Consider the following 18,474-nt stretch of genomic DNA (forward strand, 5'->3'; position numbering starts at 1 on the left):
GAGCCTGCTCGCGACAGCGGGCTTTCAGACAACTCAGATGCTGAATGTCAGTCCGTCTTCGCGAGCAGGCTCGCTCCCACAATGGATCTGCGGTGCCTGCAAGGCAATAAAAAGCCCCCGTAACCCAAAGGCTGCGGGGGCTTTTTTGAGGGGCTCAGATCACTCCTGAGCCTGCTCCTCTTTGGCTTGGCGCTTCTCGATGATGGTCACCAGGCGCTTGGCCAGTGCTGGGTAGTTCTCGTCGAAGTGGTGGCCACCTGGCAACTTGATCGCTTCGCCCACGGCTGTCTTGTCGGTGCAGCCGCTTTCGTCGACTTCTTCTTCACCATAGATGCACACCACTTTAGCGGCCGGCAGCTTGGCCATTTCCGGTCCGGTGGCGGCTTCCTTGCCGGCGTTGCCGAGCCAGCCTTCGACTTCGATTTCGAAACTGCCGGTGCGGGCGAAAGCCAGCAGGATGATTGCGTCGACGCGTTGCTGTTCCGATTCGGGCAGGCGGTTGTAGATCGCCGGCAGGACATCGGCGCCGAACGAGTAACCGGTGAGGATGAAGCGTTTGGTGCCCCATTTCTGCCGGTAGTGCTGCATCAGTTCGGTGAGGTCCAGGGCGCTTTGCTCGGGGCTCTTGTGCTGCCAGTAGTAACGCAGGGTGTCGATGCCGACTACGGGATAGCCGATCTTGGCCATTTCGCCCGCGACATCGCGGTCCAGGTCGCGCCAGCCGCCATCGCCGGACAGGAACAGGGTCACGGTGTCCTTGGCTTGGCCCGCTGGCACTTCGACCACCGGAATCTGCAGGCCGCCCGCCGCTTTGTCGCCACCGACGAGGATCTTGCGCAGTTCGTTGTTCAGCACTTGCGGCAGGTTGATGTCGTAGTCGCTGATGCTGGTTTCGGCGTTCGGTTGGTCACGCACGAAGCCGGCGCTGGTGTCGTCCGGGTTGTCGTTCCACGCCACGAGCCAGCGGCCGTGGGCGGCACTTTTTGGCAGCAGGTGCGTGCAGCCGGGTTTTTCCAGGGCCAGGTCCACCGAAACGGCCTGGGATTTGTCGTCTTTCTGCTCGGACAACCAGCGCCAGGCCAGCACCGCACCTGGGCCGATACCGCTGACCAGGGTCGCCGGACCTTTGAGTTCTCTCAGCCCCGATTGCAGCGCACGGCTTTGCAGCAGGCAGTCCTTGGGCAGGATCACCTGAACGATCTGCGCCGAGCCACTGCGGCTCAGGGTCAGCAATTGTTTGTCGCTGAGTTTCTGCTCTTCGTTGACCGCCACCAGCACCTGGGCGCGTGGCGTGTTGCCGGGGATGACGCGGGTCATCGCGGCGCCGTCGACCGGGTTCAGCTGTTCGAGGGTCGGTTCCGGAGCTGGCCGTTTGAGGTACCAGTAGCCACCACCGAGAATCAGGGCCAGCACAACCAGCGTGCCCAGTACGTAGCGCAAGGAGCGTTGAATCATCAGCGTTTCACCAATCCAGTCAAGCCGCCCGCGATCAGGGCAGCAGTGTCGGCCAGGGCAACCAGCGGATCGAGTCCGGCGGGTACGGCCATATAACGGGGTTCCCAGTCAGGCTGGAATTTGTCTTTGAAGCGGCGCAAGCCTTGGAAGTTGTAAAGCTGCTCACCACGGCGGAATACCATCGAGCCCAGGCGCTGGGTCAATGGCGCGCCGCGACGGGGTTGCAACCCCGACAACGGCACCATGCCCAGGCTGAAGCGCGCGTATCCGTGACTCTTATAGTGTTGGATCAGGCCGACCATCATGAATTCCATGGTCAGCTTGGGGGCGTCCGGGTGCGCGCGCATCAGGTCGAGGCTGGCCAGGTCATGGCTGTAGGTCTCGAGCAGATTGGCGAACGCCACCGGGCGCCCTTCGAAACGGATCACCGCAATGCGGAAGTACTTGAGGTAGTCATCACTGAAGCGGCCGAGGGAGAAGCCTTTCTCGCGCACGTTCTTGCCGGTCAGCCAGGCATCGGAAATCACCTTGAGCTCATCCATGGGCGCCTGACCCGGCTCGAAGACCTCCAGCGACAGGCCGTCGCGGGTGCCCCGGTTCCAGGTGTAGCGCAGGTCCTTCATCTCCTTGCCCTTGGCTTCGAGATCAAAGCGCTTGAGATCGACCCGGGCTTCTTCACCAAGCTTGATCGCGGTCAGGCCAATGTCCATGTAATACGGCAGGTTCTCCGCACGCACCTGATAGAACACGGGCCGGGCATGGTGGATGTCGCACAGGTCACGGAACTGCCAGATCATTTCCGCCCGCTGCTGGCCCGGACCGATCGGGTCGTACAGCGCCACGAGGCTGCGGCCACGGCGGGCATACATCAGGTACGCTTCGTCGTTGGTGTGAAACAGCAGCGCCTTGTCGCCGGTCAGGGCCAGGCCGCCATCCGGCTGTGCCGATGCCATGAGGATTTTGCTTGCGCGCTCCAGTTCATCGGGTGTCGGCAGGTGGATAATCGGGCGCGCGGTGCGCAGTAGCCAGGTCAGGGAGACCACCACCAGCAGGACCGCCGCACCCAGCAGCGAACGCAGGCCGCGGGGCGCATCGGCGTCGAGGGTGAACTGCCACCAGAGCTGATGGCTGTAGGGGACGTCCTGGTAGGCAAACAACAGTAGCCACATCGAGGCGCCGAGTACGCACAGGCTCGCCACCAGATACAGCGGCGAAAACGGCACTTCAGTCAAGCGGCTCGGACGATAGAACGAACGGCGGAAAACCCCCAGCAGGCTTGCGGTCAGGGTCATCAGGCAGGCTTCTTCCCAGTCGAAGCCCTTGAGCAGGGAGAGCAGGGCGCCGACCAGCAACAGAATGGTGGTCAGCATCCACGCCGCCGACAGTCGGCGACGCAGGCCCTGGGCCAGCAGCAGGCACAGCACGCCGATCAGACTGGCACCAAAGTGCGAGGCGTCAACCAGGCGGTGCGGAATCAGGAAGCCGATGTGTTCCAGTCGGGTGTCGATCTCCGGAGTAGCACCGGAGAACAGCAGCACCACGCCGGACAGGAACACCAGCACCGCCAGTATGGGCGCGGCCAGGCCCGATGCGGCCCGCAAGGACTGGCGTGTCTGGAACAGGCGCTGACCTTCGTTGATCAACAACAGCAGGCACGCCACCAACAACGGCAGGACCACGTAAATCAAACGATAGAGCAGAAGTGCAGCGGCCAGTGGGGCGGCGCCGAGGGTGTCGGAGAAGGCGGCGAGCAATATGGCTTCGAACACGCCGACACCGCCGGGCACATGGCTGAGCACCCCGGCGGCCAACGCCAGCAGATAAACCAGGAGAAACGCACCAAAGGGCGGCGCCTCCGGCAGCAGCAGGTAAAGCACGGTTGCAGCGGCGGCCACGTCCAGTGCGGTAATCACCAGTTGCAGAAAGGTCAGGCGGCGCCCTGGCAGACGCAAGGTGCGACGACCGACCTTTACCATCAGGTTATCGGCGTAGGGTTGTTCCGGCAGGCGGCGGCGGTAGATGCCGATAGCCAGCACGGCAAACAACAACAGCACGGCAGCTGCGATGGCGCCCAGCAAGGTTTCCGAGAGCCCCAATGCCGCAGAGGCGCCAGGCAGGTTGCTCAGGGTCGCCAGCGCGGCGAGTGGCGGCAGCGCGCAGCCGAGCGATAGGCTGGCGAACAGCGTCATGTGGGCGACTTCAGTGGCACCGAGACCGTGACGTGCATATAGACGGTAGCGAACCGAGCCGCCCGACAGCATCGAAAGACCGATGGCATTACCGATGGCGAAAGCGGTGAAGCCACCCAGTGCCAGGGTTCGCGGGGCCAGGTGTACGCCTGCGTAGCGACTGGCCGACCATTCGTAACCGAGCAAAATGATGAAACCTGCCACGGTGGCGCCCAGCGCGCCGAGCAAGGACGGTTTGGGGACTTCGAGAATCGAGTCGTGCAGCGCGTCCAGGTCGAGTTCGCTCAACAGGTGGCGACAGGCAATCAGCGCGATGGCAAACAACAGCAAAGTGACCGCCAGACCAATGGGCTGACGGTATTTGCTGACGCGCTCAAGCAAACGCAACCGTTCGGGCTTGATCGGTTGTGTTGCTGTAACGGTGTCTTGTGAGTCAGACGAATCGGCGCGCATCAATCACCTCGTGGATTGTGCGCGACAGGATGGGGGTATCCAGCCAAGTTACCAATCCCTGTAGAAAAAAATAATCACAAATAATAACGCCTGACACTGAGTGTCGGCGATGGAGAATCATCAGTCGTAGAGCGCTCAGGTCGAAATTCAGCATAGTCTGAACTCCGTGCTTTGGTGGTCGCGAATGACTTACGACAGCGTGACAGATCATTGTTGCGAAAGGACTTTTTCAACAGATACAAAAAAGGCCACTCTTTCGAGTAGCCTTTTTTGATGTTTGGTTGCGGGAGCCGGATTTGAACCGACGACCTTCGGGTTATGAGCCCGACGAGCTACCAGACTGCTCCATCCCGCGTCTGTGTGGCGGCATTCTATAGAGATACGCCAGCGTGTCAACCGTTAATCCCGATCCGGGTCAAATAAACGTAAAAGCGCGGCAAGCGGTCGCAGGACGGTCTTAAGTTTCGGAATCTGAACGAATTCTCATTCCGGCATCGTGCCGATGAATGGTCGGATAGGTGAAAACACGCGCGCATAAAAAAGGCCACTCTTTCGAGTAGCCTTTTTTGATGTTTGGTTGCGGGAGCCGGATTTGAACCGACGACCTTCGGGTTATGAGCCCGACGAGCTACCAGACTGCTCCATCCCGCGTCTGTGTGTCGGCATTCTACAGAGGATCGACAGGCTGTCAACCGCCAATCTCGGTAAAACCTCTTCAGGTTCAATCGCTTAGCTTGCTGGTGAAGGTGTTGATCGGCCTGAGAGTCAGGCCTGGCAAGGGTTTCGGCTCTATTAGCCAGCGCTGTGCGATTGAGAAAATAAATTCATAAAGTGCTTTTCCTACGGCCGGCGAAGAACATTCAGACTACTGGTGCTATATACAGGTGTCGGTGAGATACTGCCTATCCGACACGGCAATCCGCCATTTCTTCACTCTGAACACCGCGTTGATATGACCCAGCGAAAAATCATCCACGTCGATTGTGACTGCTTCTACGCCGCCATCGAGATGCGTGACGACCCGCGCCTGGCTGGAAAGCCGCTGGCGGTAGGTGGGGCGGCGGATCGGCGTGGAGTGATTGCTACCTGCAATTATGAGGCTCGGGCCTACGGCGTGCGTTCGGCCATGTCGTCCGGGCATGCGTTGAAGCTGTGCCCGGACCTGACCATCGTCAAGCCGCGTATGGACGCCTATAGAGAAGCGTCGAAGGAAATTCATACGATCTTCCGCGACTACACCGACATCATCGAGCCGCTTTCCCTAGATGAGGCCTACCTTGATGTGTCGGACAGCGCGCATTTCGGCGGCAGTGCCACGCGTATCGCCCAGGACATCCGTCGGCGGGTGTCGAATCAGCTGCACATCACCGTCTCGGCAGGGGTGGCGCCAAACAAGTTTCTGGCCAAGATCGCCAGCGACTGGAAAAAGCCCAACGGCTTGTTCGTCATCACGCCGGATCAGGTCGAGGACTTTGTCAGCGGCTTGCCGGTGAGCAAGCTGCACGGAGTCGGCAAGGTAACCGCCGACAAGTTGGGCAAGCTTGGCATCCTCGATTGCGCGCAATTGCGCGAGTGGGACAAATTGGCGCTGGTGCGCGAATTCGGCAGCTTTGGCGAGCGCCTGTGGAGCCTGGCCCGCGGGATCGATGATCGCCAGGTGCACAACGACAGTCGCCGACAGTCGATCAGTGTCGAAAACACCTACGACGTCGACCTGCCGGACCTGGTGAGTTGCCTGGATAAGCTACCCGAGCTGCTGGATACCCTGGCCGGTCGCATCGCGCGTATAGACAGTAGCTACAGGCCGGGCAAACCATTCGTCAAAGTGAAATTCCACGATTTCACCCAGACCACCCTGGAGCAGGCCGGGGCAGGGCGGGATTTGGGCAGTTATCAGTTGTTGCTGACCCAGGCCTTCAATCGAGGCGGAAAACCGGTGAGGTTGTTGGGGGTGGGGGTGAGGCTGGAGGATTTGCGCGGCGGGTTCGAGCAGATGGAGTTGTTTGAGCGGTTGTAGGAGCGAGCCTGCTCGCGATGGTGTGTCAGTCAACAGCTATGTGCCTGATAGTCCATCGCGAGCAAGCTCGCTCCTACAAAAATCTTAATTCGGCCCCGGATCTGCCACCAAGCGCCCGGCATCCTTCGTCAGGGACTTGAGGAATTCCGTCTGCAGTTCCGGATCGTTGCGGGTCAATTCGATCAGGCTTTGTTCCAGCTCGCTGGCTTCTTCTTCCAGACCCAGTTCCGACAGGCGTTTGACCCGGTGTACCCACTGGCTCACTTCGTCGTCTTCGAGGTCTTCGTAAATCAGCTCGTGGGCTTCGAGCAGTTTGCCGCGCAGGGTGCTGCTCAGCGCCAGGGACGAGTCGGTGCGCACGTCACCCTTGGCGTCCTCGACGCTGATCTGCAACTTGCCCAGATGGTTCAGGTCCTGCTCGGCGAACGGGGTATCCAGCAGGTTCAGGCGCAAGACACCGTTTTTGTCGGTGCTCAGCTCGAAGGTCTCCTTGCCGGCCCTGACTTCGACCGGGCGCTCGCTCCACGGCAGGCTCGAATACTCGGTTCGCTTGTCGAGCTGGACTTCATCGATACCGGCCAGGTTCTGTTGCGCGCGACCGTGAGATTGCACGTTCATGAACGGATTGAGGCCGGCGAAGCCGTAGCTGATCCAGTCCTTGGTCATGCTGTCCGGCAGGGTGCCGAAGGCGAACACGTTGACCACGTTGGCGCCGATACCGGCTACAACGGCTACCGCGCCCAGCGGGATCTCGTAGATCTCCCGCCAGGGTTGGTACGGTGTGTAGCGGTCGTAGTGGCGCGTGACTTCGAACTCGGTGACTTCGAAAGTCTTCTGCTCGTGGATTTTCACCCGGCGTTGCGGTAGCTCAAGCACCTTGGGCTCACCGACATCGATTTGCAGGCTGTGATCGAGCAGTTTGCGCTCGACACGCTCCTCGTGCTCGCTGCGTTGTGACATGTGATTGGCACAGCCGCTGACCAGCAGGGTACCGCACAGGGCGGCACCACCGAGGCCTAAGGTGTTTCGCTTGAACATGACGTCTCTATCTGGTTTCAGCGGCGGATGCGGGCCTGAAGGAACGGCAGTACGTCAGCGACCGGCAGCGCTTGCGGCTCGGCTTCTGTACGGCTCTTGTATTCCAGGTTGCCTTCGGCGAGGCCGCGGTCACTGACCACGATCCGGTGAGGAATGCCGATCAGCTCCATGTCCGCGAACTTGATGCCCGGGCTGGTTTTCTTGTCGCGGTCGTCCAGCAGCACTTCGAAGCCGGCTGCGGTCAGTTCCGCATACAGCTTGTCGGTGGCTTCGCGCACCAGCTCGGTTTCGTAGCGCAACGGCACCAGGGCGATCTGGAATGGCGCCAGGGTGTCGCTCCAGATAATCCCTTTCTCGTCGTTGTTCTGTTCGATGGCGGCCGCGACCACGCGGGAAACGCCGATGCCGTAGCAGCCCATTTCCAGGGTGACCGGCTTGCCGTTCTCGCCCAGCACTTCGCACTTCATCGCCTTGCTGTACTTGTTGCCCAGCTGGAAGATGTGCCCAACTTCGATGCCACGTTTGATTTCCAGGGTGCCCTTGCCATCCGGGCTTGGGTCGCCGCTGACCACGTTACGCAGGTCGGCAACGGTCGGAACCGGCAGGTCGCGTTCCCAGTTCACGCCGAAGTAGTGCTTGTCGTCGATGTTGGCACCGATGCCGAAGTCGCTCATCAGCTCGACGGAGCGGTCGATGATGATTGGCAGTGGCAGGTTCAGCGGGCCAAGGGAGCCGGCGCCGGCGCCGATGGCGTCGCGCAGTTCGGCTTCGGAAGCCATGACCAGCGGGCTGGCAACGCCTGGCTGGTTGGCGGCCTTGATTTCGTTCAGCTCGTGGTCGCCACGGATGATCAGGGCAATCAGCTTGCCTTTCTCTTCAGCGTGCACCACCAGGGTTTTGATGGTCTTTTCAATCGGCAGATTGAATTTTTCCACCAGCGCAGCGATGGTCTTGGTCTCTGGCGTGTCGACCAGGCGCAGATCTTCAGCCGGTGCAGGACGTGAGGTTTCACGCGGCACGGCTTCGGCTTTCTCTATGTTCGCGGCGTAGTCGGAACCGTTGCTGAAGACGATATCGTCTTCGCCGGATTCGGCCAGTACGTGGAACTCGTGGGAGCCGGCACCGCCGATGGAGCCGTTGTCGGCTTCAACCGGACGGAATTTCAGGCCCAGGCGGGTGAATACGTTGCAGTACGCCTGGTGCATGCGGTCGTAGGTGACTTGCAGCGATGGCTGGTCAGCGTGGAAGGAATAGGCGTCCTTCATGATGAATTCGCGGCCCCGCATCAAACCGAAGCGTGGGCGGATTTCATCGCGGAATTTGGTCTGGATCTGGTACAGGTTGATCGGCAGCTGTTTGTAGCTGCTCAGCTCGTTGCGCATCAGATCGGTGATGACTTCTTCGTGGGTCGGGCCGGCGCAGAAATCGCGACCGTGGCGATCCTTGAAGCGCAGCAATTCAGGGCCGTACTCTTCCCAGCGACCGGATTCCTGCCACAGTTCGGCCGGTTGAGTGCTCGGCATCAACACTTCGAGCGAGCCGGCGGCGTTCATTTCTTCGCGAACGACGGCTTCGACCTTGCGCATGACTCGCAAGCCCATCGGCAGCCAGGTGTACAGGCCCGAAGCGAGTTTGCGGATCATGCCGGCGCGCAGCATCAGCTGATGGCTGATCACGACCGCGTCGGAAGGCGTTTCTTTCTGTGTGGCGAGCAAAAATTGACTGGTGCGCATGGTTGGCCGTTATCGATTGCTGATGACGAGAAATGACGGAGCATTGTACGGGCGAGATCCGCTGTCGTACAGGCGTGCGGTCGGTGGTGTGGCAGCAGGGCGGCAATCTCGCCGCCCTTTGCCAAGTGTCTGGCAGATATTTCCTACGATTCTTCTGCGACCTGGGTCGGTACCGGTTCCGGCGTCGGTGTCGGGCCTTCACGGCGGCTCTCCTGGAACCAGTGCAAGGCGATCAGCAGCAACGTCGGAATGCCCAGCAGGGCGGTGATCAGGAAGAACGTGTGGTAACCGAACTTCTCGACCATCACCCCGGAGTAACCGCCGATCAGGCGCGGCAGCAACAGCATGATCGAGCTGAGCAGGGCGTATTGGGTGGCGGAGAACTTGAGGTTGGTCAGGCTCGACAGGTAAGCGACGAATGCCGAGGTCGCCAGGCCTGAACTGAAGTTGTCCAGGGAGATGGTGACAATCAGCATCTGCAGGTTTGGCCCCATGTCCGCCAGCATCAGGAACAGTATGTTGGTGGCTGCTGACGCGGCGCCGCCGATAAACAGGATCGGCAAGATGCCGAAGCGCACGATCAGCAGGCCGCCCATGCCGGCGCCGACCAGGGTCATGATCAGGCCGAAGATTTTACTGACGCTGGCGATCTGGTCCTTGGTGAAGCCCTGGTCGATGTAGAACACGTTGGCCATGACGCCCATGACCGTATCGGACATCCGGTAGGTGGCGATCAGGCCGAGTAACAGCAACGCTTGCCAGCGATAGCGCAGAATGAAGTCGTTGACCGGCGTCAGCACCGGCGCCAGACCGCGTCGGCCTATGGCTGAAAGGCACAGCGCGGTCAGGGTGGTGTAGAGGATTGCCCGCAGAAACGCGCGGTCTTCCAGAAGCAGATCGAGCAGGCTCACGCCGTTGAACAGCACACTGGCAAAATCAGTGTTGTAGAGCTGGGTGAACATGGCCGGCACGGAAACCAGCAATACGATCAGCACGAACACCGAGGCCAGTTGGTGCATGAAACTGTAGCGCCCGGCCTGTAACTGCGTGCGAAGTGGGACTGGTGGTTCACGCATGAAAATGCTGGTCAAAAGTGCCGGGACCATCAGGGCTCCGAACAATATGTAGGTGCCGGCCCATGCAGAATGCTTGTAGTTGAAACCGGTAGAACCAAACCCTTCGGCGAAATACAGAGCACCAGCGGTCGCCAGCAATGCGGCGACCCGATAGCCGGACATGTAACTGGCCGCCAGGGCTGCCTGACGACTGTCTTCGGCGATCTCCAGGCGGTAGGCGTCCACCGCAATATCCTGCGTCGCCGAGGCGAAAGCGACGATCACCGCGATGGCGATCAGCCAGGACAAATGTTTTTGCGGGTCGCAGAACCCCATGCCGATCAGGCCGAGGATCACCAGTGCCTGGGACAGCACCAGCCAGGAACGTCGTCGACCCAGCTTGCCGAGAAAAGGCAGGCGCCATTGGTCGAGCAGCGGTGACCAGACCCATTTAAAGGCGTAGGCCAGGCCGATCAGGCTTGCATAGCCGATGGTTTCGCGAGCCACACCGGCTTCGCGCAGCCAGACCGAAAGTGTCGAGAACACCAGCATGTAGGGCAGGCCGGCGGCGAAACCCAGCAGCAACAGTACAAGCGTCGAGGGGCTGGCATAGGCAGCGAGCGCGGCGCGCCAGGTTTTACGGGGCATGGGCTGGAGTCTGCCTCAAGAAATACGGAAACAAAGCGCGCACTCTAACCGCTGTGCTCTACCGGACGCCAGCCATGGCGCCGAATATCAACACGATTGTTCAGGATACTGATGCCCTCCATGCGCAATCGCGCCCGTTGTTCGTCCCCGGATGGACTGCCCGCGGGCAGGCTGATACGTCCGCCTGCACCGAGTACGCGGTGCCAGGGCAATTTACTGTCGCCGGGCAGTTGACTCAATGTCCGTCCAACCCAGCGGGCGGCGCGGCCGAGGCCGGCGAGTTCCGCTAATTGACCATAGCTCACCACTTTGCCCTCGGGCACTTGCGCGAGGGTCAGATAGAGCGCCGTGCGTCGGATTTGTGCCGCACTCTCGGATTCAGTGGTGGGTTCGTTCACGTCCCATGTTCCTGAAAAAGTTTGCCTGGGAAAGTGTTCCTGAAATCTCACAGTACCGCTCGTAGAGTAAATCGTGGATCGCGTATTGAGAAATGAACTCAATAGAAATAGTCGTGTCACTCCTTGTCAGGGCCTTATTCCCAAGGATAATGCCGACTTTTTTTCGCAATCTTGAGTCTGTGTTTGCTTATGTTGTCCAGAACACTGCTATGCCTCGCCGTTGTCAGCGTCTCCACTCCCTTGCTTGCCGATACCGTGTGGTTGAAGAACGGCGATAAGTTGAGCGGCAAAATCATCCTGTTCGATGGTGGCAAGCTGTTGGTCCAGACCGAGTACGCCGGTGCGGTTCCGATTGACTGGAAACAGGTCAAAACCCTGGAAAGCGATCAAGAGTTGCTGGTCAAGCAGGATGCCTATACCGGCGAGAAGGCCAAATCCCTGCACGCCGCAGAGGATGGCAAGGTCATCCTGGCCAATGGTGAGGCGCCCAAGACGGTCGAGCTGGCGAGCGTCCAGCAGATCCTCAAGCCCAGGCCGGTGGTCGAGGACCTGGTGTGGAAGGGCAATATCGACGCGGCGCTGGACTACGAACGGGCCGAGAAGGATACCGATGATTACAACATCGACTTCAAGACCACTGCACGTCATGGTCGCTGGCGGCACATCGCGGAAGGCGAATACAACCGCCAATTCCAGGATGACGTGGTCACCACGGACAATTGGCGGGCAGAGTACTCACTTGACCGTTTCCTGACGGATAAATGGTTCTGGCAAGGTCGCCTGGTCTACAAGCGCGACAAGGTCGAGGAGCTGTCTCGTCAGCGTACCGTCGGTACGGGGCCCGGTTATCAGTTCTGGGATGACGAGTTGGGTGCTTTCTCCCTCGGATCGCTGGTCAACCGTACGGATTATGAATTCGCCGATGGCAGCAAGGAAAACTTCTATTCCGTGGCGATGAAGTGGGACTACAACCGCTACCTGATCGGCAAGAAAGTGGAGTTCTTCACCAATGGCGAGGTGGGCAAGCCGCTGTCGGGCGTGGCCGACTATGCGCTGGATTCAGAGATGGGCTTGCGCTACAAGGTGACTGACTGGGCTTCGCTTAACCTCAAGGCCGAACGCGACATCATCAGTGGCACCGACGATGCGGATCTGGACAAGACCCGGTATACCGCTGGATTTGGTGTGACCTGGTAAATGTTTGTCGCCCATAAGGTCGCCTTCGCGGGCAAGCCTTGCTCCTACAGGTATTTCGAGATTCTGTAGGAGCGAGGCTTGCCCGCGAAGGCGTCAGCACAATCGAAAGCGATCGATCGGCAAAACCATACGGGCACAAAAAAGCCCCGCTGTTGAGGGCGGGGCTTTTTACTAAAGCAAGTACAAGTTAGATAACTTGAACTTCTTCAGCTTGCATGCCTTTCTGACCGCGGGTAGCGATGAAAGAAACCTGTTGGCCTTCTTTCAGGCTTTTGAAGCCGTCGGATTGGATAGCTTTGAAGTGAACGAACAGGTCGTCACCGGATTGTGGAGTGATGAAGCCGAAGCCTTTTTCATCGTTGAACCACTTAACGGTACCGGTTTGGCGATTAGACATGGTGTAACTCCTTGAACAAAGATAACTGCGACTCAGGAAGAACCCTGGCCGAGACTGAGTGCAAAGAGCAGGAAAAATTCTTGTAGATGGTTGGATCGAAATTCAACATATCGTGTAGAGATTCTCAGTGACACAAGCAGCACAGTGGCGCCACCTTAACCCTTTTTCCGGGACGTGCCAATGCTTCTTGCGAAGGTTTCTCGGTTTTCATGATCGACGGTGCTCCGTATTGTTTCGAAGGTCCGTCAATATCGCCGGATCGTCGAGAATTGTGCCCAGCGCTTTGAACCCGGCGGCGCGCCCCGGTAAGATGCCGGACAGTTTTTTCCACCTCGCTATTCAGGACACCGCCATGAGCATCAAATCGGACAAGTGGATTCGCCGCATGGCGCAGGAACACGGCATGATCGAGCCGTTCGTCGAGCGCCAGATGCGCGGCAGCGACGATAGCCGTGTGATCTCCTACGGCGTGTCGAGTTACGGCTACGACGTTCGTTGCACCAATCATTTCAAGGTGTTCACCAACATCAATTCGGCCATCGTCGACCCGAAAAACTTCGATGCCGGCAGCTTCGTCGATATCCACAGCGACGTCTGCATCATCCCGCCGAACTCCTTTGCCCTGGCCAGCACCGTCGAATACTTCCGTATTCCGCGCAACGTATTGACCATCTGCCTGGGCAAGAGCACCTACGCCCGCTGCGGCATCATCGTCAACGTCACCCCGCTCGAGCCGGAGTGGGAAGGCCATGTGACCCTGGAATTCTCGAACACCACCAACCTGCCGGCGAAAATCTATGCCAACGAAGGTGTGGCGCAGATGTTGTTCCTTGAGTCCGACGAAGAGTGCGAAGTGTCTTACAAGGACCGTGGTGGCAAGTACCAGGGCCAGCGTGGCGTGACCCTGCCGCGGACCTGAGTCAATCCGTCTGACAAACCGTGGGAATTCCTGAGCGAGCGTACACTCTATGGAGTGTACTGCTCCGGTCCGCGCAAGGCGGACCGGGTCTTCGCTCAGGAGTGCTTTATGAAGATCGACCCGAAAATAAGTGCCGAACTGGCAAGGCTTGAGCCCAATCAGGTTGGCGTTTTGGCCTGGTCGTTGCTGGCACACCCGCCCATCAGCATGGCAGGGGGCATCCCTGGTCAGCCTGATCCCGATACCCCCAACGAACAACCCACCGAGCCAGGTGAGCCTACCTTGCCGGATGAGCCGCCTCCCGCGCCCGTTGCCTGATTATTACGCGATGCCTGATCTGTAGGGGCGAGCCTGCTCGCGATGGTGGGTCAGGCAACGCTGTGTCGACTGACATACCATCGCGAGCAGGCTCGCTCCTACAGGGGGTTGGTGTTTACTTGAGGTTACCGCTCAAGAATTGCTTGAGTCGTTCGCTCTTCGGATTACCCAGCACGTCTTCCGGCGCACCTTCCTCTTCAACCAGGCCCTGGTGCAGAAACAACACCTGGCTCGACACTTTGCGCGCGAAGCTCATTTCGTGGGTAACCATGATCATGGTCCGGCCTTCTTCGGCCAGGCCCTGGATCACCTTGAGCACTTCACCCACCAGCTCCGGGTCCAGCGCCGAGGTCGGTTCGTCGAACAGCATGACTTCCGGTTCCATGGCCAGGGCCCGGGCAATCGCCACGCGCTGTTGCTGACCGCCGGAGAGGAACGCCGGGTATTGATCCGCCACACGGGAGGCCAACCCCACCTTGTCGAGGTAGCGCCGGGCGCGGTCCTCGGCTTCTTTTCGGTCGCACCCCAGCACCCGGCGCGGGGCCATGGTGATGTTCTCCAGCACGGTCATGTGGCTCCACAGGTTGAAGTGCTGGAACACCATGGCCAGACGGGTGCGGATCCGTTGCAGTTCATCGGCATCGGCGACATGCATGCCGTGACGGTCCTTGACCATGCGAATCGACTGGCCGTCGAGGCTCATGGCACCGTCGTTGGGTTGTTCGAGGAAGTTGATGCAGCGCAGGAAGGTACTTTTGCCCGAGCCGCTGGCGCCGATCAGGCTGATGACGTCGCCAGTGTTGGCCTTGAGCGAAACGCCTTTGAGCACCTCATGATCGCCATAGCTTTTATGCAGCCCTTCAATGGTCAATTTGTACATGGAACAAGCATCCTCAAGGCGAAAGTAGGTAGCCGCTGCGATAGGCTTCGGCGCCCGCGACGTGGGCGATCACCATGCCCGCGGTGGCCATGCGGCGCAGCGAGCGGGCGTACATCAACCCGGCGGCGGTGCAATGGACCGGGGTCACGCGGTCGGAAATGGGGTCGATGATTTCGGCGATCAATTGTCCGGCTTCCAGGTATTCCCCTGGCAGCGCGCAGAACACCAGCAGCCCGCCGACCGGCGTGGCCACAGGTTCCACCCCGGCAAGTGGTGTAGCCGGGTAGGGCAGGTCGGGCAGCGGTGCGGGTTCGCCGGCAATCGCGCCGAAGTGAATCAGGTAGTCAATCAGCGCCTGGCAGTCGAGACTGGCCAGCGGGTGATTGACGTCGCCCTGGCCGCGCAGTTCGACAGTGACCGAAAAGCTGCCCGGTGGAATATCGAAGTGCTCGCCGAAGCGCTCCTTCAACTGCCACCAGAGCAGGGTGAAGCATTCATCGAACGACTGACCGCCAGAGTCGGTGGCCAGCAGGCTGGCTTCGGAACCGATGTAACGGGCCAGCGGCTCGACCTGCGGCCAGGCCTCGGGCGTGGTGTACAGGTGCGCGACGGCTTCGAAATCGCAATGCAGGTCCAGCACCATGTCGGCATCGCAGGCCAGCCGTTGCAGGGTCAGGCGCTGGGATTGCAACTGGGTGCTGGCGGTCTGCCGCGCCAGCGCGTTGCGCAGGCTGTTGCGGATCAGTTGCAGGTTGCGTTGCGGGTCGTCGCCGAGCTGGCCTTCGATGTCGTTGCCGACCTCTTCGCTCAAATCGACGAACCAGCGATTGAAGTTTTGCCCGCTCTCCAGCTCATAGCGGCCCAGCGGCACATCCATCAGCACCTGTTCCAGGCCGACCGGGTTGGCGACCGGGACCAGGACGATTTCGCTGCGCAGGCGGCCGGCGGCCTCCAGTTCGGCCAGGCGTTGCTTGAGGTGCCAGGCCACCAGCATGCCGGGCATTTCATCGGCATGAAGGGACGACTGGATGTAGATCTTGCCTCGGGCGCTTGTAACAGTAGGCGCCGAGGTCGGACCGAAGTGGAAGCTGTGGATCTGTCGTGCGGTCCCCGGCAGCGGGGCCAGCAGGTCATGTATCTGGTGGCGCATCTCTTGTTCCCTGAAGCAGGATAAGTCCTAGTGGGTCGGCCCGAGGAAGGCCAGCCATCGGCGTTCGGCGAGGCGGAACAGGCCGACCAGCGCAAAGGTGACAGTCAGGTAGATCAGCGCGGCGATGCCGAACGACTGGAAGGTCAGGAAGGTCGCCGAGTTGGCGTCCCGCGCGACTTTCAGAATGTCCGGGATGGTCGCGGTGAACGCCACTGTGGTCGAGTGCAGCATCAGAATCACTTCGTTGCTGTAATACGGCAACGAGCGACGCAGGGCCGAAGGCATGATCACGTAGGCATACAGCTTCCAGCCGGTCAGACCGTAAGCCTTGGCCGCTTCGACTTCACCATGGGCCATGCTGCGAATCGCCCCGGCGAAAATCTCCGTGGTGTAGGCGCAGGTGTTCAGGGCGAACGCCAGGATGGTGCAGTTCATCGCATCGCGAAAGAAGCTGTCGAGCAGCGGTTGCGCACGCACGGCGGCCAGGCTGTAGATCCCGGTGTAACAAATCAGCAGCTGGATATACAGCGGTGTGCCACGGAACAGGTAGGTGTAGAACTGCACCGGCCAGCGAATGTAGAAGTGTGGCGAAACCCGGGCGATGGACAGCGGAATCGATACGAGGAACCCGAAAAAAATCGAAGCGCTGAGCAGCCACATGGTCATGGCCAGGCCGGTGATGTTCTGACCGTCGGTGTAAAGGAAGGCTTTCCAGTATTCCTGCAGGAGTTCGATCATCGTACGGCCTCCCGTGTGCCGGCGGCGTAGCGGCGTTCAAGCCAGCGCAGAATGAAGTTGGAGGCACTGGTGATCATCAGGTAGATCAAGGCGGCGACTACCAGGAAGTAAAACAATTGATAACTGCTTTTGCCGGCATCCTGGGCAGCCTTGACCAGGTCGGCGAGGCCGATGATCGACACCAGCGCGGTAGCCTTGAGCATCACCATCCAGTTATTACCAATACCCGGCAGGGCAAAACGCATCATCTGCGGGAACACCACGATCCGGAACCGCTGGCCGCGTTTGAGACCGTAGGCGGTGGCCGCTTCAACCTGGCCGCGAGGCACGGCGAGGATGGCGCCGCGGAAGGTTTCAGTGAAGTACGCGCCGTAAATGAATCCCAGGGTAATGACGCCGGCGCTGAACGGGTTGATCTCGATGTATTCCCATTCCATGTAGTCGGTGAGCGACGTCAGCCAGGTTTGCAGGCTGTAGAAGATCAGCAGCATCAGCACCAGGTCCGGCACCCCGCGAATCAGCGTGGTGTAGCACTGGGCTGGCAGGCGCAGCAATTTGAGTTTTGACAGCTTGGCACTGGCGCCGAGCAAGCCGAGCAACACGGCCACCAGCAGCGACATCGCCGACAATTTGATGGTCATCCAGGTGCCTTCCATCAGCAAAGGACCGAAGCCCTTGAGGCTGAAGGCTGAGAGCCCCAGATTTTGTAAGAGGTTTTCGAACATAAATCAGCAACCTGATCGGAAGAAAAAAGCGCCCATCGCGAGATGGGCGCCGGGCATTATTTGCCGCTGTACAGGTTCAGGTCGCCAAAGTGTTTCTTCTGAATGGTGGCGTAGGTGCCATCATCGTGTAACGCTTTGATACCTTTATCCAAAAGGGCTTTCAGCTCGGTGTTACCTTTCTTAATGCCGACTGCGGTTTTGGCTGGCAACAGAGGGTCATCAACCGGCTTGCTGACTTCGAAATCGGCACCCTGTGGCGACTTCAGGAAACCCAGTTCGGCTTGCAGCATGTCCTGGATGCCCGCGTCGAGACGACCGGAAGTCAGGTCGGCGTAAACCTGGTCCTGGTTGGCGTAGGCCTGGGTTTTCACGCCGGCCTTGTCCAGGATGGCCTTGGCGTAGGCTTCCTGAATGGTGCCTTGCTCGTAACCGACGGTCTTGCCTTTGAGGGAAGCGGGGTCGGTCGTGATGCCGGAGCCTTTCTTGTACACCAGAGCGGTCGGGCCGGAGAACAGTTCGCTGGAGAAGTCGATGACCTTCTGGCGAGCTTCGGTGACGGTCATCGAAGAGATCACACCGTCGAATTTATTGGCCTTCAGGCCAGGAATCATGCCGTCGAAATCACTTTCGACCCATTTGCACTTGACCTTCAGCTCGGCGCAGATCGCGTTGCCCAGATCGATGTCGAAGCCCACCAGGCTGCCGTCGGCCGCTTTCGACTCGAACGGTGCGTAGGAAGGGTCAACGCCGAAACGCAATTCCTTGTATTCCTTTGCCAGCGCAGAGCCAGCAGCTACGCACAATGCCAGTGCAGACAGGGTCAGCAATGCTTTTTTCATTATTCAATCCCTAAGAACCAATATGAGCGCTTGTGGCGCAGAATTATTGTTACTGGTAAGCGTAAGACCTAATGAAAGTAGCAATTTCCGAACCAGAGTGCCGAACAAGCGTTTAAAAGGTGTTCGGGAAATTGCCGGATGGGATTAGTGCACGAAAATGGGCGCCGTGGAAAGCCTGCACTGTTTTGGGTGGTGATGCTTGAAGGCAAGAGGGGGTTGCCCCTGACCTGTAGAAGCCGGCTTGCTGGCGAAAGCGCTGTGTCAGACGTCATCAAAGTTGATTGATGCGCCGCCTTCGCCAGCAAGCCGGCTCCTACCTGTTGGC

Annotated in this window: 16 protein-coding genes and 2 tRNA genes; 4 read left to right on the plus strand and 14 right to left on the minus strand. The window is 59.5% G+C overall.

Translation table 11 applies throughout. The features are described from left to right. Window positions 1–159 precede the first annotated feature (159 nt). From BJ917_RS13515 to BJ917_RS13530, 4 genes are all read right to left on the minus strand, one after another. On the minus strand, window positions 160–1,455 hold the full coding sequence (locus BJ917_RS13515; protein WP_096513124.1) for a virulence factor family protein: 1,296 nt from the start codon (window positions 1,453–1,455) through the stop codon (window positions 160–162). Continuing rightward, entirely contained in the window at window positions 1,455–4,097 is a 2,643-nt protein-coding gene (gene mprF / locus BJ917_RS13520) for a bifunctional lysylphosphatidylglycerol flippase/synthetase MprF (RefSeq protein WP_096513123.1), read from the minus strand. Before mprF ends, BJ917_RS13515 begins: the two co-directional genes overlap by 1 nt. A 278-nt stretch (window positions 4,098–4,375) precedes the next feature. Continuing rightward, a tRNA-Met gene (locus tag BJ917_RS13525) sits at window positions 4,376–4,452 on the minus strand. A gap of 219 nt (window positions 4,453–4,671) precedes the next feature. After that, window positions 4,672–4,748 (minus strand) — tRNA-Met (locus BJ917_RS13530). A gap of 301 nt (window positions 4,749–5,049) precedes the next feature. Here BJ917_RS13530 and dinB point away from each other — a divergent pair. After that, window positions 5,050–6,114 (plus strand): DNA polymerase IV, encoded by a 1,065-nt coding sequence (gene dinB, locus BJ917_RS13535; protein WP_121103617.1) that lies wholly within the window; start codon window positions 5,050–5,052, stop codon window positions 6,112–6,114. An 84-nt stretch (window positions 6,115–6,198) separates the two neighbouring features. Here the strand turns inward: dinB and BJ917_RS13540 are convergent, their stop codons facing one another. The 4 genes from BJ917_RS13540 to BJ917_RS13555 form a co-directional block, all read right to left on the minus strand. Beyond that, a complete protein-coding gene (locus tag BJ917_RS13540; protein ID WP_096513121.1) occupies window positions 6,199–7,152 on the minus strand; it encodes a hypothetical protein in 954 nt (317 codons plus the stop codon). Window positions 7,153–7,169: 17 nt separating this feature from the next. Continuing rightward, complete coding sequence (locus BJ917_RS13545) at window positions 7,170–8,885, minus strand: proline--tRNA ligase (protein ID WP_096513120.1); 1,716 nt, start codon at window positions 8,883–8,885, stop codon at window positions 7,170–7,172. Window positions 8,886–9,028: 143 nt separating this feature from the next. After that, window positions 9,029–10,588 (minus strand): AmpG family muropeptide MFS transporter, encoded by a 1,560-nt coding sequence (locus BJ917_RS13550; RefSeq protein WP_096513119.1) that lies wholly within the window; start codon window positions 10,586–10,588, stop codon window positions 9,029–9,031. A gap of 44 nt (window positions 10,589–10,632) precedes the next feature. Further along, window positions 10,633–10,986, minus strand: coding sequence for an MGMT family protein (locus BJ917_RS13555; protein WP_096513118.1), 354 nt, complete (start codon window positions 10,984–10,986; stop codon window positions 10,633–10,635). A gap of 189 nt (window positions 10,987–11,175) precedes the next feature. Between BJ917_RS13555 and BJ917_RS13560 the strand changes: the two genes are divergently transcribed. Then, a complete protein-coding gene (locus BJ917_RS13560) occupies window positions 11,176–12,183 on the plus strand; it encodes a DUF481 domain-containing protein (RefSeq protein WP_096513117.1) in 1,008 nt (335 codons plus the stop codon). A 187-nt stretch (window positions 12,184–12,370) separates the two neighbouring features. On the opposite strand, the gene BJ917_RS13565 is transcribed toward BJ917_RS13560, so the two are convergent. Next, window positions 12,371–12,580, minus strand: coding sequence for a cold-shock protein (locus BJ917_RS13565; protein WP_002554837.1), 210 nt, complete (start codon window positions 12,578–12,580; stop codon window positions 12,371–12,373). Window positions 12,581–12,932: 352 nt separating this feature from the next. Here BJ917_RS13565 and dcd point away from each other — a divergent pair, with 352 nt between their 5' ends. Both dcd and BJ917_RS13575 read left to right on the plus strand, forming a co-directional pair. Continuing rightward, window positions 12,933–13,499, plus strand: a complete 567-nt coding sequence (dcd, locus tag BJ917_RS13570) for a dCTP deaminase (RefSeq protein WP_007940589.1) — start codon at window positions 12,933–12,935, stop codon at window positions 13,497–13,499. Window positions 13,500–13,607: 108 nt separating this feature from the next. Further along, complete coding sequence (locus BJ917_RS13575; protein WP_095197445.1) at window positions 13,608–13,817, plus strand: hypothetical protein; 210 nt, start codon at window positions 13,608–13,610, stop codon at window positions 13,815–13,817. 115 nt (window positions 13,818–13,932) lie between these two features. On the opposite strand, the gene BJ917_RS13580 is transcribed toward BJ917_RS13575, so the two are convergent. The 5 genes from BJ917_RS13580 to BJ917_RS13600 are packed head-to-tail and all read right to left on the minus strand — an operon-like array spanning window position 13,933 to window position 18,149. Continuing rightward, window positions 13,933–14,697 (minus strand): ABC transporter ATP-binding protein, encoded by a 765-nt coding sequence (locus BJ917_RS13580; RefSeq protein WP_096513116.1) that lies wholly within the window; start codon window positions 14,695–14,697, stop codon window positions 13,933–13,935. A 13-nt stretch (window positions 14,698–14,710) separates the two neighbouring features. Continuing rightward, a complete protein-coding gene (locus BJ917_RS13585; protein WP_121103618.1) occupies window positions 14,711–15,847 on the minus strand; it encodes a succinylglutamate desuccinylase/aspartoacylase family protein in 1,137 nt (378 codons plus the stop codon). 27 nt (window positions 15,848–15,874) lie between these two features. Continuing rightward, window positions 15,875–16,585 (minus strand): ABC transporter permease, encoded by a 711-nt coding sequence (locus BJ917_RS13590; protein ID WP_096513114.1) that lies wholly within the window; start codon window positions 16,583–16,585, stop codon window positions 15,875–15,877. Further along, window positions 16,582–17,310: an ABC transporter permease gene (locus BJ917_RS13595; RefSeq protein ID WP_096513113.1), complete on the minus strand. Its 729-nt coding sequence runs from the start codon at window positions 17,308–17,310 to the stop codon at window positions 16,582–16,584. The genes BJ917_RS13590 and BJ917_RS13595 overlap by 4 nt, the downstream gene beginning before the upstream one ends. A 56-nt stretch (window positions 17,311–17,366) precedes the next feature. Beyond that, the gene (locus tag BJ917_RS13600) at window positions 17,367–18,149 is read right to left on the minus strand and encodes a transporter substrate-binding domain-containing protein (RefSeq protein ID WP_096513112.1); all 783 of its coding nucleotides are present in this window, start codon (window positions 18,147–18,149) and stop codon (window positions 17,367–17,369) included. Window positions 18,150–18,474: the final 325 nt, after the last annotated feature.

Source organism: Pseudomonas sp. WPR_5_2 (assembly GCF_003634475.1).
In the GTDB taxonomy this organism is placed as follows: domain Bacteria; phylum Pseudomonadota; class Gammaproteobacteria; order Pseudomonadales; family Pseudomonadaceae; genus Aquipseudomonas; species Aquipseudomonas izuensis.

What these genes read in the sequence shown, in the direction of transcription:
- BJ917_RS13515 (WP_096513124.1), bottom strand. Translation starts at nt 1,455, where the DNA reads ATGATTCAACGCTCCTTGCGCTACGTACTGGGCACGCTGGTTGTGCTG.
- mprF (WP_096513123.1), bottom strand. Translation starts at nt 4,097, where the DNA reads ATGCGCGCCGATTCGTCTGACTCACAAGACACCGTTACAGCAACACAA.
- dinB (WP_121103617.1), top strand. Translation starts at nt 5,050, where the DNA reads ATGACCCAGCGAAAAATCATCCACGTCGATTGTGACTGCTTCTACGCC.
- BJ917_RS13540 (WP_096513121.1), bottom strand. Translation starts at nt 7,152, where the DNA reads ATGTTCAAGCGAAACACCTTAGGCCTCGGTGGTGCCGCCCTGTGCGGT.
- BJ917_RS13545 (WP_096513120.1), bottom strand. Translation starts at nt 8,885, where the DNA reads ATGCGCACCAGTCAATTTTTGCTCGCCACACAGAAAGAAACGCCTTCC.
- BJ917_RS13550 (WP_096513119.1), bottom strand. Translation starts at nt 10,588, where the DNA reads ATGCCCCGTAAAACCTGGCGCGCCGCGCTCGCTGCCTATGCCAGCCCC.
- BJ917_RS13560 (WP_096513117.1), top strand. Translation starts at nt 11,176, where the DNA reads ATGTTGTCCAGAACACTGCTATGCCTCGCCGTTGTCAGCGTCTCCACT.
- BJ917_RS13565 (WP_002554837.1), bottom strand. Translation starts at nt 12,580, where the DNA reads ATGTCTAATCGCCAAACCGGTACCGTTAAGTGGTTCAACGATGAAAAA.
- dcd (WP_007940589.1), top strand. Translation starts at nt 12,933, where the DNA reads ATGAGCATCAAATCGGACAAGTGGATTCGCCGCATGGCGCAGGAACAC.
- BJ917_RS13575 (WP_095197445.1), top strand. Translation starts at nt 13,608, where the DNA reads ATGAAGATCGACCCGAAAATAAGTGCCGAACTGGCAAGGCTTGAGCCC.
- BJ917_RS13580 (WP_096513116.1), bottom strand. Translation starts at nt 14,697, where the DNA reads ATGTACAAATTGACCATTGAAGGGCTGCATAAAAGCTATGGCGATCAT.
- BJ917_RS13585 (WP_121103618.1), bottom strand. Translation starts at nt 15,847, where the DNA reads ATGCGCCACCAGATACATGACCTGCTGGCCCCGCTGCCGGGGACCGCA.
- BJ917_RS13590 (WP_096513114.1), bottom strand. Translation starts at nt 16,585, where the DNA reads ATGATCGAACTCCTGCAGGAATACTGGAAAGCCTTCCTTTACACCGAC.
- BJ917_RS13595 (WP_096513113.1), bottom strand. Translation starts at nt 17,310, where the DNA reads ATGTTCGAAAACCTCTTACAAAATCTGGGGCTCTCAGCCTTCAGCCTC.
- BJ917_RS13600 (WP_096513112.1), bottom strand. Translation starts at nt 18,149, where the DNA reads ATGAAAAAAGCATTGCTGACCCTGTCTGCACTGGCATTGTGCGTAGCT.